The organism is Corynebacterium tuberculostearicum (assembly GCF_022347235.1).
Taxonomy (GTDB): domain Bacteria; phylum Actinomycetota; class Actinomycetes; order Mycobacteriales; family Mycobacteriaceae; genus Corynebacterium; species Corynebacterium tuberculostearicum_F.
This window is the reverse complement of record NZ_JAKRDX010000009.1, coordinates 25237-40725: the sequence shown is the minus strand read 5'-3', so window position 1 is coordinate 40725 and position 15489 is coordinate 25237. Positions and strand designations below refer to the sequence as shown.

The 15489-nt window shown below is 60.2% G+C and carries 9 protein-coding genes; all 9 read left to right on the top strand.

Annotation, left to right across the window (positions count from 1 at the left end; genetic code table 11):
* Positions 1-16 precede the first annotated feature (16 nt).
* The 9 genes from MHK09_RS06385 to MHK09_RS06345 all read left to right on the top strand — a co-directional run bounded on the left by MHK09_RS06385 (position 17) and on the right by MHK09_RS06345 (position 15301).
* Complete coding sequence (locus MHK09_RS06385) at positions 17-1030, top strand: alpha/beta hydrolase (RefSeq protein WP_150850360.1); 1014 nt, start codon at positions 17-19, stop codon at positions 1028-1030.
* 159 nt (positions 1031-1189) lie between these two features.
* Positions 1190-2335, top strand: coding sequence for an HNH endonuclease signature motif containing protein (locus MHK09_RS06380; protein ID WP_250413027.1), 1146 nt, complete (start codon positions 1190-1192; stop codon positions 2333-2335).
* A gap of 21 nt (positions 2336-2356) precedes the next feature.
* Positions 2357-3757 (top strand): NAD-dependent succinate-semialdehyde dehydrogenase, encoded by a 1401-nt coding sequence (locus MHK09_RS06375; RefSeq protein WP_250413026.1) that lies wholly within the window; start codon positions 2357-2359, stop codon positions 3755-3757.
* Positions 3758-3894: 137 nt separating this feature from the next.
* Positions 3895-5841 carry an alpha/beta hydrolase-fold protein gene (locus MHK09_RS06370; protein WP_250413025.1) on the top strand — a complete coding sequence of 649 codons (1947 nt, stop codon included), beginning with the start codon at positions 3895-3897 and terminating at the stop codon, positions 5839-5841.
* Positions 5842-5843: 2 nt separating this feature from the next.
* Positions 5844-6275: a DUF732 domain-containing protein gene (locus MHK09_RS06365; protein WP_005325418.1), complete on the top strand. Its 432-nt coding sequence runs from the start codon at positions 5844-5846 to the stop codon at positions 6273-6275.
* Positions 6276-6297: 22 nt separating this feature from the next.
* Positions 6298-7212, top strand: coding sequence for a cutinase family protein (locus tag MHK09_RS06360; RefSeq protein ID WP_250413024.1), 915 nt, complete (start codon positions 6298-6300; stop codon positions 7210-7212).
* Positions 7213-7271: 59 nt separating this feature from the next.
* Complete coding sequence (locus tag MHK09_RS06355; protein WP_250413023.1) at positions 7272-8984, top strand: AMP-binding protein; 1713 nt, start codon at positions 7272-7274, stop codon at positions 8982-8984.
* A 79-nt stretch (positions 8985-9063) separates the two neighbouring features.
* Positions 9064-13770: a type I polyketide synthase gene (locus MHK09_RS06350; protein WP_250413022.1), complete on the top strand. Its 4707-nt coding sequence runs from the start codon at positions 9064-9066 to the stop codon at positions 13768-13770.
* A complete protein-coding gene (locus MHK09_RS06345) occupies positions 13745-15301 on the top strand; it encodes an acyl-CoA carboxylase subunit beta (protein WP_005325422.1) in 1557 nt (518 codons plus the stop codon). The genes MHK09_RS06350 and MHK09_RS06345 overlap by 26 nt, the downstream gene beginning before the upstream one ends.
* Positions 15302-15489: the final 188 nt, after the last annotated feature.

The window sequence follows — 15489 nt, the reverse complement described above, 5'->3', positions numbered from 1 at the left end:
AGTTTGAAGGAGAAAGATGACTGCATCCATCAAGGGTCGCGTCCTTTCAGTCATCATGGCAGTTGCCGTAGCTTTGGGCCTGGCCGTCGTGGCGGGTTCCCAGCCGGCAGAGGCAGCCAACCGCGACTGGCTGCGCCGTGACGCCACTGGTACGTGTGAGTGGGACAAGGTTGGCTGGTGGGTCCAGCGTTGCGACGTATGGTCCCAGGCTATGGGCCGCACCATTCCGGTACAGGTTCAGCCGGCAAAGCGCGGCGGCAATGCTGCCCTCTACCTGCTAGATGGCCTGCGTGCCACCGATCGCACTAACGCATGGGTAAATGACGTTAATGCTGCCAAGACCTACGAGCCGCACAACATCACCCTCGCTATGCCCGTCGGTGGTGCCGCTTCCTTCTACGCTGACTGGCAGGGTCCTGCTACCTACGACCTGGAAAATCCGGTCAACTACAAGTGGGAAACCTTCCTGACCAGCGAGCTTCCTGGTTACTTGGAGCGTAACTTCGGTGTTGCCCGCAACAATAACTCCATTGCTGGCCTGTCCATGGGCGCTGGTGCCGCTCTGACCCTGGCTGCTAAGCACCCGAACCAGTTCCGTCAGGCGCTGTCCTACTCCGGCTTCCTGACCACCACGGTCCCAGGCGCTCAGACCATGATGCGCTTTGCCATGCTGGATGCGGGCGGATTCAACATCAACGCTATGTACGGTTCCCTGTTTAACCCGAAGCGTTTCCAGAACGATCCGCTGCTGCTTATTCCGCAGTTGCGCAATACCAACCTGTACATCTCCGCAGCTTCTGGTGTCCCAGGCGCCGGCGATAGCCACTACCTGCCGGAGCACCAAGCGGCAGGTGCTGCACTCGAGTTCGGCTCCAATATCACCACCCGCGTGTGGGAGGGCGCCGCTCGCCTGCAGGGCCTGAACCCGACCGTGGACTACCCAGCACAGGGTCTGCACAACTGGGAACAGTTCGGCTACCAGCTCAACCGCTCTAAGCCACAGGTACTTAACGTTATGAACGCTTGGTAATTCTTGCGGCCGAATCCCCTTTCTCAAGGAAAGGGGATTTTCTTTTGCGGGTCGTATCGAACAAATATGCGTCTATCTATTGCGGGCGTCTCGTCGTTGCGTTAATCTAGGGGTGTCAGTTCGATTGGGTGTGCGAATCTATTTAGAGGGGGAGCTTTCGTGACTACTGCTACCGCACCACCAAAACAGGCGTATTTTTCTACCAATGACATGGAAGACACCGTGTGTGTCATGGCCATGGTGCAAAGAATTCAATCATGGCAACTGTTCCAGGCAGTGCTGCCACAGTTAGAAGACGACGTTGATTGCACACTGGCCATATTGTCTAAGAGGCTCGGTCTTTCGCGATGGCGGGTATCAAGTGCGATCCAAGCCCACTTTCGGATGCGCGAGCTGCCGCTTACTACCGCGGTACAAACGGAACACTGGATTTTGGACCTTCCGCGACTCCAGGTCATTGACGTGGAATTGCGTCCCCTCGGCGAGGATGAAGCGCAGATCCAACTGGTTGATGCGGCCTTGGCAGATTTCCTCACGCCCAAAGACCCAGGACAGCACGTGCCGACGGAACCGGAAATCCGAAATTTCCTGCGTGGATTCATTGATGGGCTGCTGAAGCCAGATTTGTCGGCGCAGATCGAGCGCGCAGTGTCGGTGTCCTATTCGGGTGGACAAGCCACGATTGTATTGAAGACGGATAAGGCCACTGCGGCGGCAATCTCCAGGCATGTTGATAAAGCGGCAGCACAAGACGGGGTGTCAAAGGCAGAAGCGCTGGAAAGTCTGATCTTCAACCGCACTAGTACCAAGGTGGTGATTAACACCTATCGCACCGGGGAGGATCCTTCCCGCGTCTTCATTCCTAGCGCGGGATGGTGCGATCTGGGGGAGGACTTAGCACATGACTCTGCGGTGCGAACTCTAACCGCCGAGGACGTCAAAAAGTATGTCCCCTCAGAAGAAATCCGTGCCTGGGTGCAGGGACGGGACGCGACCTGCCGGTGGCCAGGGTGCTCGATGCCAGCACACTATTGTCAATTGGATCACCGCGTGGAGTACGGCGACAAAGGACCTACCAGTGTGGGAAATCTGGTGAGCTTGTGTCAGCATCACCATAACGTGAAGACGGATGGTCGGGTGCGATACATCATGGACCCGTTTACCGGAGATATTGTCTGGATGTTTGAGGATGGCACTTATGAGGTGGACCGAGCTGCAGGTCCTCTGGCGCCCCGGAATATTCATTGGAAGCTGACGTGGGAGCGATTCCTCAAGCTCAGGAGGGGATCATTGCAAGGAATGTGAGTCAGGACTATACAGGGGCCCATGTTCGCTATTGAGAACCCAAGCACAGGCAAGAGTGAAGACCAGTTTGAACGTATCGATGATTCGCAGCGCGATGACATCCTAGACCGCTCCACCGCGGCCTACGATGCATGGCGTAGCACTCGCATCGAGGAGCGTGCTGCGGTTTTGTCCCGCGCAGCTGATCTTTATGAAGAGCGCATTGATGAGTTAGCGGATCACATCGGCCGCGAGATGGGCAAGCTGACCCGTTGGGCCAAGGCCGAGGTGCAGATTGTTGCCGATATTTACCGCTACTACTCCGAGCACGCGCACGAGCTGCTTGCCGACGAGTACCTGCCGGCACAGAATGCCGACAAGACCGTAGTGCGCAAGGAGCCGATCGGCCCGTTGCTCGGCATCATGCCGTGGAACTTCCCGTACTACCAGGTGGCCCGCTTCGCGGCGCCTAACCTGCTGCTGGGTAACACCATTGTGCTCAAGCACGCTTCCATCTGCCCGTTGTCTTCCCAGGCGTGCCAGGACATCCTGGAAGAGGCTGGTCTGCCGAAGGATGCGTACATCAACATCTACGCTTCCGGTTCCCAGATGGATGCCTTTGTAGCGGATAAGCGCATCAAGGGTGTTTCGCTGACCGGTTCGGAGGGTGCGGGCTCTGCCGTGGCCAAGACCGCCGGTGAAAATTACAAGAAGTCCGTGCTGGAGCTGGGCGGCAACGACCCGTTCCTGGTTATTGATGATGAGAACCTAGAGTGGGTACTGGATCAGTACAACCTAATCCGCATGTACAACACCGGCCAGGCCTGCAACGCGCCAAAGCGCCTCATCGTTCTGGAGGACTTCTACGACCGCACTGTAGAGTACCTGGAGAAGAAGATTGGGGACATGAAGGTCGGCACTTATGACGACGAGAATGCCGACATTGGTCCGCTGTCCTCCATCGATGCTCGCGATGAGATCGTGGAGCGCCTGGAAAAGGCTGCGGCCAACGGCGACGCTAAGATTCGCGTAGGCGGCAAGAAGATTGACCGCGAGGGCGCCTACATGGAGCCTGCGCTGCTTACCGACGTCGACCCATCCACCGACGTAGGCTGCAACGAGATCTTCGGCCCTGTGGCTATTGTCTACAAGGCCAAGGATGTTGAAGAGGCTATCGAGATTGCCAATAACTCGGAGTATGGTCTGTCCAGCTCCGTGTGGGGCACCGACCTGGATGCCGCATTCGAGGTGGCAAACCAGCTCAACGATGGCATGACGTTCGTCAACGAGGCGTCGGTAACCGCAGCAGGCCTGCCATTCGGCGGCGTGAACCGCTCCGGCTACGGCCGCGAGCTGGCGCGCTGGGGCGTCGGCGAGTTTGTCAACGAGCACCTGTACCGCGTGAGCGGACAGGATAACCCGGGCAACTCCCCGGCAATGTAGCGGCGTGTCAGTCTAGCGTAAGTCTCAAGTTCAACTTAAACTTGAGCACACGATAGACAGCTCACGCCGCAGGCATCGGTCCGGGGGAGGGGAACCCTCGGAAAGGTACCGCGGCAAATCTTCAAGGACGTTTACCTATGCGCAAAAGCACTTCCCCGAGCAAAGCTCGCAAGGGCCTTGCAGTGGCCGCAGTACCTACCGCTATTGCCGTGGGTTTGGCTCTGCTGCCAAACGCCACCGCACAATCTTCCGTAGGCGATCTCTCTTCCGCCATCGGCGGCGATTCCAGCCTGTCCGATCACTTCGCACCGAAGGAACCGCCCGCCCGCACCCCGCTGAACACCGAATACCCGGATGTTAAGGGCCTGCCGGAGGGCGTGAAGATCAACCGTGTGGAGTACCTGACCAACCGCCACCTGATGGTCTACATCAAGTCCGCGGCTATGCCGGATAAAGAGCAGAAGGTACAAATCCAGCTTGCTCGTGACTGGTACTCCCACCCGGAGAAGAAGTTCCCAGAGGTATGGGCGCTCGACGGCCTACGTGCCCGTGACGATGAGTCCGGCTGGACCATCGAGACCAATATTTTGAACCAGTACGCTGACCGTAACGTCAACCTAGTTATGCCGGTAGGCGGCGAATCTTCCTTCTATTCGGACTGGGAGCAGGCAGACCGCGGTCAGCGCTACATGTGGGAGACCTTCCTGACCAAGGAATTGATCCCCATCTTGGACAATGAGTACCGCTCGAACCACAAGCGTGCGGTCACCGGCCTGTCCATGGGCGGCACCGCCGCGATGAACTTGGCTGAGCGTAACCCGCACCTGTTTAACTTCGTGGGCTCCTTCTCCGGCTACCTGGACACCACTACGCGCGGTATGCCGGAAGCCATTATGGCTGCGCAGCGCGATGCCGGCGGTTATGATTCCCGCAAGATGTGGGGCGAGCCAGGTTCCCAAAACTGGATCGACCACGATCCGAAGCTGGGCATTGAAAACCTGAAGGACATGAAGGTATATGTCTCCGCAGGTTCGGGCAAGGATGACTTTGGTAACGCCAACTCCGTAGCCAAGGGTCAGGCCAATCTCGCCGGTATGGGCTTGGAGGTCATTTCCCGCATGTCCACCCAGACCTATGTGGACTACGCAAAGCGCGCCAAGATTAACCCAGTGATTAAGTTCCGCCCATCCGGCGTGCACAGCTGGGAATACTGGCAGTTTGAGATGCAGCAGGCATGGCCCTACATCGCAGATGCCCTCGAGATGGACAAGGCTGATCGCGGTGCGGACTGTGAGGCCATCGGCGCCATCGCCAAGGAGACCAAGAGCGGCGTCATTGGCTCTTGCTTGAATAACGAGTACGACGTCGCCAAGAAGGGCAAGGCCCAGGACTTCGAGTCTGGTACCGCTTACTGGTCCCCGGATACCGGTGCGCACGCCCTCTTCGGCCGCATTGGTGCTCGCTACGCCGAGATCGGCGGGCCCACCTCCTGGCTGGGCTTCCCTAAGACCGGCGAGTCTAAGACCCCGGACGGCAAGGGTCGCTTCGTGCACTTCGAGCACGGCTCCATCTACTGGTCCCCGGAGTCCGGTGCTTGGGAGATTACCGGCGATATGTTCCAGGCCTGGGGCAAGAACGGCTACGAAAAGGGCGACCTGAAGTACCCGACCGGCCCGGTCAAGAAGATCGGCGAGGGCTACATGCAGGAATTCCAGGATGGCATCCTGACCCGAAACCCGGATGGCTCCAACCAGGTAGTCCACGGCGCTATCGGCGCCAAATACAAGGACATGGGCGGCGCTGAATCTGCGCTCGGCTTCCCGACGTCCGGTGAGAACGCCGTCAACGGCGGCTTCTACCAGACCTTTGAGAAGGGCAGCATCTACTGGTCCCCGAAGACTGGCGCGCACTACATTCTGAAGAGCAAGATCATGGACCGCTGGGGCCAGGCTGGTTGGGAGCAAGGCGAGTTCGGCTGGCCTACTTCTGACTATTCTGAGATTGCCGCTGGCGGCCTGAGCCAGGAATTCCAGCACGGCAAGATCAGCGAGGTCCTCGGCCAGGTTCGGGCCGAGAAGAAGTAGCTATGCGCAAGCTAGTAGTTGTGGGCGCGGCGCTGTGCCTGGGTCTTGCGGGCTGCGATTCCGCCACGGTGGATAGCGAACCGCCGCAAGAGACCGAGATCGCGCCCCTCGAGCGGGAGTCCGATGCCCCTTCCTCTTCGGAGAATTCCGCTTCTAAGTCGCAGGAAGACCGCGGTGCGCGTGAGATCTCTGAAATCCCGTCCGCTGAGGTGCCGGAACCGGACGCCAAGTACTTGGACAAGCTCAAGGACGCCGGCGTTAACGTCGATGGTGTAGAGGATCAGCTCCTTGGAGCCGGCAAAGCGGCCTGTGACGAGAATGAGGTCACCATTTCTGCGGTTGCCGGCCAGCTCATCGAGCAGCAGCGCACCACGCAGAGTTTTGAGGAGCTTTCCCAGCTCATCAAGGATTCTGCACGTTCAGGGATTTGCTAGGTTTAGCTGGTACAACTAATCCATGCGAAAAACTATTACCGTTGTCGCGGCCCTCGTCGTATTAGCTGTCATCGGCGTGGGCGCGTCGCGTTACCTCAACCAAGGCACCGATTCCCCTGCTCCGCACACCACGGAGCAGGCCGCGCCGCCGCAACCGCAGCAGCCCGAGTGGTGCCCCCGTGTGGAGTTCATTTCTGCCCCGGGTACTTGGGAGTCCGCGGCTGACGACGACCCCATTAATCCTTCTGCCAACCCGCGCTCGTTCATGCTGTCTATTACGAAGCCATTGCAGGAGGCCTACGGGGATGACGTGAAGGTTTGGACCCTTCCCTATACCGCGCAATTCAAAAATATTAATGCGCAGCACGAAATGAGCTACGACGATTCCCGCACTGAGGGAACCGCCAAGATGAATGACGAGCTGCGTAGCGTTCATCAAAGCTGCCCAGCTACCAAATTTATTGTGAGCGGCTTTTCTCAGGGCGCGGTGATTGCTGGCGACGTTGCCGATGAGATTGGTGGCGGCCAGGGCGTGGTTCCGGCGGAAAACATCGCAGGCGTGGCCCTTATCGCAGACGGCCGCCGCCAAAATGGCGTCGGGCAAAACCCAGGCCGCAAGGTGGGTGGCGTCGGTGCAGAAATTGCCCTTCAGCCGGTATCCGGACTGGTTCAGCCCATCGTGCCGGGTGCCTCCATGCGTGGTGCGCGCCAGAATGGGTTCGGTAGCCTCGCGGATCGCACCTTCCAGATTTGCGCGCCCAATGATTCGGTGTGTGATGCCCCGCCAAACGTGACCAATGCACTAGAGCGCGCGCAGGGTCTGATTGCCGCGAATGGCGTGCATGCGCAATACGCCTCCAATAGTGGCGTTATCGATGGCACGACTGCCAACCAGTGGGTAGTGGGTTGGGCCCGCCAGCTTATCGACGCCGCGTAACAACCATTCCCCCAACTCCGATAGTTTTATTATCGAAACCATTTACCTAAGGAGAATCGATGGATCTGAAAGCGCAGATGGGGCAGTTCCTAGCGCCCGAGTTCACCTTGGCCCAGTTGTCAGAGAATCTCTTCCAAGCGGAGACCAACCCAGACCGCGTGGTGATGCGCCAGTGGATCTACGGGGAGGAAGAAACCTGCCGGGAACTTACCCGCGCGCAGGTCAATAACCGCATCAAGGTGGTGGCGGCGCGCCTGCAGCAGGTGGCAGAGCCTGGTACCCGCGTGGCCATCTTGGCTGGTAATTCACCGGAATACGTCTTCGGCTTCTTGGGTGCTCTTTATGCGGGCATGGTGCCGATTCCGCTCTATGACCCCAACGAGCCGGGCCACTCGGACCACCTTAAGGCCGTATTTGGTGACTGTGAACCGTCCATTGTGGTGACTAACCGCGTATCGGCGGCGGCAGTGCGCACGTACTTTTCCGCTCAACGCGAGCGCCCGCGCGTCATTTCCCTCGACGCCCTTCCTGATTCTTTGGCGTCCTCCTGGACTCCTGTGGAGGGAACCGCAGAGGACACTGCCTTCCTGCAGTACACCTCCGGTTCCACCCGCACCCCGGCCGGTGTGGAGCTCACCAATCGCGCGATTATTACCAACGTGGCGCAGATCTTCCAGGCCGTGCAGCTGCAGATGCCTGCCCGCATCGTTTCTTGGCTGCCGATGCACCACGATATGGGCATCATCCTTGCCGTATTTGTCACCATCTTGGGCCTCGACTTCGAGGTGATGACCCCGCGCGATTTCATCCAGCACCCGGATCGCTGGGTCCGGCGCCTCACCGCGGGCAAGCAGGCCACCTATGCCGCCATCCCGAACTTTGCCTTGGAACTCGCTGCTCGCCATGCCGAGGATGCAGATTTCTCGCACGTGGCCGGCATCATTATCGGTTCCGAGCCGGTGACCGAATCGGCCGTGGACTCCTTCCTCGATGCCTTCAGCGTGGACCGTTCCGTACTGCGTCCGTCCTATGGCCTGGCAGAAGCGGCGCTTATTGTGTCTACTCCGCAAACCGAGAAGCGCCCGGTCATCGCGCACTTTAACCGCGCGGAGCTAGCTGCAGGTCGCGCCGTCATCGAGGATAAATCCGAAGACACCGTTGCCTACGCCTCCAATGGCCAGTGCGTGCCGCATCAGCACCTCGCCATTGTGGATCCGGAAACTCGCGCCGAGGTGAAGGACGGCGTTATCGGAGAAATCTGGGTCCACGGTCCCAATATGGCCACCGGCTACCTCAACCGCCCAGAGGAAACTGCTGCGACCTTCCGCAATACGCTGGGTGAGCGTCAACAAGATGGCCTGCCGGAAGACGATTACTGGATGGCCACCGGAGACTTGGCAACCATCGTGGATGGGGAATTGTATATTACCGGCCGACTGAAGGATCTCATCGTCATTGCTGGGCGCAACCATTATCCGCAGGATATTGAGGGCACGGTGCAAGCCGCTTCCGCGCAGGTTCGCCCGGATTCCGTCGCTGCCTTCTCCGTGGAAGGCAATGACTCTGAGTCCCTCGTTTTGCTGGTGGAGCGCGCCGATGATGCGCAGCCGTCCGGCGATGCCGAGGCAACCGAGGCCATTCGCACCGCGGTCACTGCCCACCACGGCATCACTCCGGATGACATCGTGTGGAAGGCACCTGGCGAAATCAACCGCACGTCCTCCGGCAAGATTGCGCGCCGCGTAGCCAAGAAGAATTATGTGGGATTCTGATATATCGCTAACAAAGTGACAAAATATAGCGATATACCCCTATGCTATTTAGTATTTTTCCGTAACGAAAGACCTTTTTATGACCATCGAGCAACTGCGAGCATGGCTGCGTGACTGGGTCGCCCAGGCCACCGGTGTTTCCGCCGAAGAGATCCTAGATTCCAAGCCTTTGGAAAATTATGGTCTCTCCTCGCGGGATGCTGTAGTGCTATCCGGCGAGCTGGAAAACCTTCTGGGCACCCGCCTCGATGCCACCGTGGCATATGAGTATCCCACCATCGAGCTGCTGGCGGACCGCCTGCTGAACGCACCGGCGGCGCCCCAGCCGGAAGAGCGCGCCCCGCGGATCGCGCAGGGATCCGACGTTGCGGTCATTGGTCTTTCCGGATGCTTCCCGGGCGCCAAGAATGCCCAAGAGTTCTGGTCTATGTTGGCGGAATCCCGCGCAGGCACTGGCCCGTTGCCAGTGGGTCGGTGGTCCGAATACTCCGCCGATCCGGTAATGAGCGAGAAGATCGCTCAGCAAAATACCGATGGCGGTTACCTTGAAGACATCGCCTCCTTTGATGCGGAATTTTTTGGCCTGTCTCCACTTGAGGCTGCCAATATGGATCCCCAGCAGCGCATCCTCTTGGAGCTGGTGTGGGAAGCGCTAGAAAACGCTGGTGTTCCCGCCAATGAGCTGCGGGGAACGCAGACCGGTGTGTACATGGGCTCGACCAATAATGACTACGGCATGCTCATCGGTGCCGATTCCGCCGAGATGCACCCGTATGCGCTGACCGGCATTTCTTCCGCCGTGATTGCTAATCGCATTTCCTACGCCCTGGATTTCCGCGGCCCTTCCATCAACGTGGATACGGCGTGCTCTTCCTCCCTCGTGGCGGTGAACCAGGCGATGAAGGATTTGCGCACGGGGAGCGCGGACGTGGCGCTGGCCGGCGGCGTGAATATTCTGGCCGCCCCGCATGCGTCCACTGCCTTTTCGGAGTTGGGCGTTACCTCTCCAACGAGCGCCATTCACGCCTTTTCGGACGACGCCGATGGCATCGTGCGTGCCGACGCCGCCGGCGTCCTCGTGCTCAAGCGCTTGGAGGACGCGGAAGCGGACGGCGACGATATCCTGGCCGTCATCAAGGGCTCGGCCGTCAACTCCGATGGCCACTCTAATGGCCTGACCGCCCCGAACCCGGAGGCACAGGAGGATGTGCTGCGTCGCGCGTATGCTGATGCGGGCGTAAATCCGCAGGACGTGGACTATATCGAAGCTCACGGCACCGGCACCATTCTGGGTGATCCGATCGAGGCCTCTGCCCTGGGCCGCGTGCTCGGTGCGGGCCGCGGGGTCGAAACTCCAATTTTGCTCGGCTCTGCCAAGACCAATATCGGCCACTCTGAATCCGCCGCGGGCGTGGTCGGCCTCATCAAGGTCATCCAGGCCATGCGCAATGACGTGATTCCGGCCAATATCAATTACTCGGCGCCGAATCGCTATATCGATTTCGAGGCCGAGCACCTTGAGGTAGTCGAGGATCCGCGCGAGTGGCCCGAGTACTCCGGCCACAAGGTCGCTGGCGTATCCGGCTTTGGTTTCGGTGGCACCAATGCGCACGTCGTGCTCACCGATTACCGCGGCACCCCGGCTGAACGCGCGCCGCAGCTTTCCACCGACACGGTGGCGTTGCCGGTCTCTGGTCTTTTGCCTTCGCACCGGGCACGCGCTGCGGCCCTGTTGGCAGACTTCATTGAGGCGGAAAAGCCCGCGCTTGTCGACGTCGCCCGCACCGTCGCCCGCCGCAACCACTCCCGATCCCGCGCCGTCGTGATGGCTAGCTCCACCGAGGAAGCAGTCAAGCGCCTGCGCCAGGTAGCTGAGGGCAAGGTTTCTGTTGGCATCGCCGCTGCGGACTCCCCGCAGGTCCCGGGGCCCGTATTTGTTTACTCCGGTTTTGGATCCCAGCACCGCAAGATGGCGAAGGACATGATTGCGATCTCGCCGCAGTTCAAGGCCCGCCTGGAAGAGCTGGATGCCATCGTGGACTTTGAGTCCGGCTGGTCCATCCTGGATATCGTCAACGACGACGCCCAAACCTATGACACCGAGACCGCCCAGGTGGCCATTACCGCCATTCAGATTGCATTGACGGACCTGTTCGCTTCCTTTGGCGTGCGCCCGGCCGGCGTGATGGGCATGTCCATGGGCGAGATTGCCGCGGCCTATGCCGCAGGCGGCATCTCCGCAGAGGACGCCATGGTTATTGCCTGCCACCGCGCGCGGTTGATGGGTGAGGGTGAGGCGTCGCTAAGCGATGCCGAGCAAGGAGCCATGGCCGTCGTAGAGCTCTCGGCCGAGGATATTGCCGCGCTCGACGGCAATATCGAACCCGCCGTGTATACCGGACCCGGTATGACCACCGTGGGCGGCCCGCGCCAAGAGGTGCTGGACCTGGTGGAAAAGCTCGACGGTGAGGGCAAGTTCGCCCGTGCGCTCAATGTGAAGGCAGCAGGGCATACCTCGGCCGTGGACCCCATCCTGGGCGAGCTGCATGCAGCCATCGCCGGCATGGAGGCCAAGCCGCTGCACACCCCGCTGTTTTCCTCCGTGGATAAGGGCGAGGTTTATCGCCCTGGTACCACCGTCCACGATGAGGACTATTGGCTGCGCATGACCCGCCACTCGGTCTATCTGCAGGATGCCACCGAGGCAGCCTTCAACGCCGGCCACACCCAGCTGGTAGAAATCTCGCCGAATCCGGTGGCGCTGATGGGCCTCATGTCCACCGCCTTCGCCGTGGGCAAGGCGGATGCCCAGCTGCTGTATGCGTTGAAGCGCAAGGTGGATCCCACCGAGTCGTTGCTGGACCTGCTCAGCAAGCTCTATGTCGCCGGTATGCCGGTAGATTTTGGCGCAGTCTTTGGCTCGGGTGCGCGCGTAGAGGCGCCCTATACCCAGTTCAACCGCCAGCGCTTCTGGACCAACGCGCGTCCGTCGGCCGGCGTTTCCGGCCTGCCGGGCGCTCGCGTCAACCTGCCCGAGGGCAAGGTTGCCTTCTCCACCAATGCGGACCAGGCGCCATCCGCGCTGGCCATCGTGGAGGCGGCGGCCGAGGCCGTCAAGCCTGGGGCGCGCATCATCGCCACCGAGGAGCACGCCGACCTGCCACCGCGCGGTGAGGTCACCACGGTGGTAAGCCAGTCCATCGGTGGTATGTCCGTAGCCATCTACGCCGTCCGTGGCGCACAAACCGAGCTTTTGGCGGAAGGCTTTGCCTCCGCCTTGGACTTGGGCGCGGCGCCTATCCCGGGCGTGGCCGATGTGCCTGAAAGCGAGCCTGCAGCAACCGCAGAGGTTGATGCCGTGCGCTGGGATCCCGCGGAGGAAACCGTGGAGGATCGCCTCGCACTCATCGTGTCGGAATCCATGGGCTACGACGTCTCTGACCTGCCGCGCGAGCTGCCGCTCATTGACTTGGGCCTGGATTCCCTGATGGGCATGCGCATTAAGAACCGCGTGGAAAATGACTTCCAGATTCCGCCGCTGCAGGTGCAAGCGCTTCGCGACGCCTCCCTGGCAGACGTCATTGCCATGGTGGAAGAGGCCGTGGCCGGCGGCAGCGTGGATACCAGCGAGATTGCTTCTGCGGATACCCCTGCGCCAGAAGAAGATGAGCCGGGCCAGGGCGTCGGCGTTGCCCCGCGCGATGCCTCGGAGCGCATGGTCTTTGGCACCTGGGCTACCTTCACCGGAAAGGCCGCGGCGGGTGTCACTTCGGCACTGCCCGAGGTAAGCGATGAGGTTGCCACCCAGATTGCTGAGCGCCTCACCGAGCGTGCCGGCATCGAGGTCACCGCCCAGCAGGTCCACGAGGCCGAGGCGCTAGAGACTTTGGCCGACCTCGTCCGCGAAGGACTGGAGACCGAGGTAGAAGGCAATATCCGCGTCCTGCGCGAGGCTGATGGTCCGGCCGTATTCATGTTCCACCCAGCCGGCGGCACCACTGTGGTCTACCAGCCACTAACCCGCCGCCTGCCCGAGGACGTGGCAGTCTACGGCGTAGAGCGCGTCGAGGGTTCGCTGGAGGAGCGCGCCGAGGCTTATATCGAGGACATCCTGCACTACGCTCGCGGCCGCAAGGTCGTGCTCGGCGGGTGGTCTTTCGGTGGCGCGCTAGCCTATGAGGTGGCCTACCAGCTGCATCAGCGCACCCAGCGCGGCCAGGATTCGGTGGACGTGGCGTTCATCGCGCTGCTGGATACCACCCAGCCGTCGAACCCAGCGCCGGATACCCCGGAAGAAACCCGTGCCCGCTGGGAGCGCTACGCGGCCTTTGCGAAGAAGACCTACGGCCTGGATTTTGAGCCACCGTACGAGATGCTTGAGACCATGGGCGAAGATGCGCTCATGACCATGTTGGCGGAGTTCCTCGCTACTACCGACGCCTCCGAGCACGGCCTTGCCGCCGGCGTCCTGGAGCACCAGCGCGCTTCCTTCGTGGATAACCAGATTCTGGCCAAGATTGACTTCCATCGCTGGGCCGATGTCACGGTGCCGGTGCTGCTTTTCCGTTCCGAGCGCATGCACGACGGTGCGATTGAGCTGGAGCCGCGCTACGCTGAGATTGATCCCGACGGAGGTTGGGGAGTTATCGTTAAGGATCTAGAAATTGTGCAGCTGCAAGGCGATCACCTTGCAGTGCCAGACGAGCCAGCCATCGGCATCGTGGGCAAGCATATGGACGAATGGATCGAGGAGAAGATACGTGGCGGCCAAGCAGACAACCGCTGAGAAACTCGCTGACCTGCGCGAGCGTCTGGACAAGGCGCAGGACCCAGGCAGTGAGCGCTCCCGCAAGCGCCGCGACGAGGCTGGGCGCACCACGCCTCGTCAACGCATCGATGAATTGCTAGATGAGGGTTCCTTCGTCGAAACCGGCTCCTTGGGTAAGACCCCAGGTGACCCTGACGCCATTTATTCCGATGGCGTGGTCACCGGTTATGGCCGCATCTCCGGCCGCCCAGTGTGTATCTACGCCCACGATAAAACCGTCTACGGCGGCTCTGTCGGCGTGACCTTTGGCAAGAAGGTCACCGAGGTCATGGACATGGCCATCAAGATTGGCTGCCCAGTCATCGGTATTCAGGATTCCGGCGGCGCCCGCATCCAGGATGCGGTGACCTCATTGGCCATGTACTCCGAGATCGCCCGCCGCCAGCTCCCGCTGTCCGGCCGTAGCCCGCAGATTTCCATCATGATGGGCAAGTCCGCCGGTGGCGCCGTCTATGCTCCCGTGACCACGGACTTTGTCATTGCCGTGGACGAGGAAGCGGAAATGTATGTCACCGGCCCGAACGTCATCCGTGAGGTTACCGGTGAGGATATTACCTCCGCTGAGCTGGGCGGTGCTCGCCAGCAGGAGCTCAACGGTAACGTCTCGGCGGTCGTCCCTTCCGAGGATGACGCCTTTGATATGGTCCGCGATCTCCTCGATCACCTGCCGCTGACCTGCTTTGATGAGTCACCGGAGTTCGCTGCGCCTTCCGACGCCGAAGTGGCCGAAGACGAAGAGCTCAATGCCTTCATGCCGGATGACACCAATGCTGGCTACGACATGATGGACTTGTTGACCCAGTTGGGCGATGACGAGGACCTCATTGAGATTCAAGAAAACTTCGCGCCCAATATGATCACCGCTTTCGGTCGCATCGATGGCAAGACCGTTGGCTTTGTGGCCAATAACCCCATGCACCTTGCGGGCTGCATTGATGCCGATGCCGCCGATAAGGGCGCGCGCTTCATCCGCATCTGCGATGCTTACAATATTCCGCTGGTCTTTGTGGTGGATACCCCGGGCTACCTGCCGGGCGTGGAGCAGGAGAAGGTGGGCCTTATCCACCGCGGCGCCAAGTTTGCCTTCGCCGTGGTGGAAGCCACCGTGCCGAAGGTCTCGCTCATCGTGCGTAAAGCCTACGGCGGTGCCTATGCGGTGATGGGCTCGAAGAACCTGACCGGCGATATCAACCTGGCGTGGCCGACCGCGCAGATCGCCGTGATGGGCGCGGCCGCTGCCGTGGTGATGATCGCCGGCAAGCAGCTCGAGGCCGCCGAGACCCCTGAGCAGCGTGAGATGACCAAGAAGATGTTCATGGACTTCTACGATGAGACCATGACCGCTCCTTATGTCGCGGCCGAGCGCGGCTATCTAGACGCGATGATTCAGCCGAATCAGTCCCGGTTGGCGCTCCGTCAGGCACTGCGCCAACTGGCCACCAAGCAGGAAAGCGATCTGCCGAAGAAGCACACTATTGCCCCGATGTAATGCCTTGTGCTTGGATAGCATATAAAGAGCTAATCCTAGTGAAGGAGTTATCTATGATTCTGTCTAGCGCTGTGGACATCGTCAGCGAGATCATTGGTTTCGTGGTCGATATTCTGAATCAGGCAGGCATTCAGGTAAGTTCCAAGTAAGTGGAGCAAAAAAGAAGGAGGGTTAAACCCTCCTTCTTT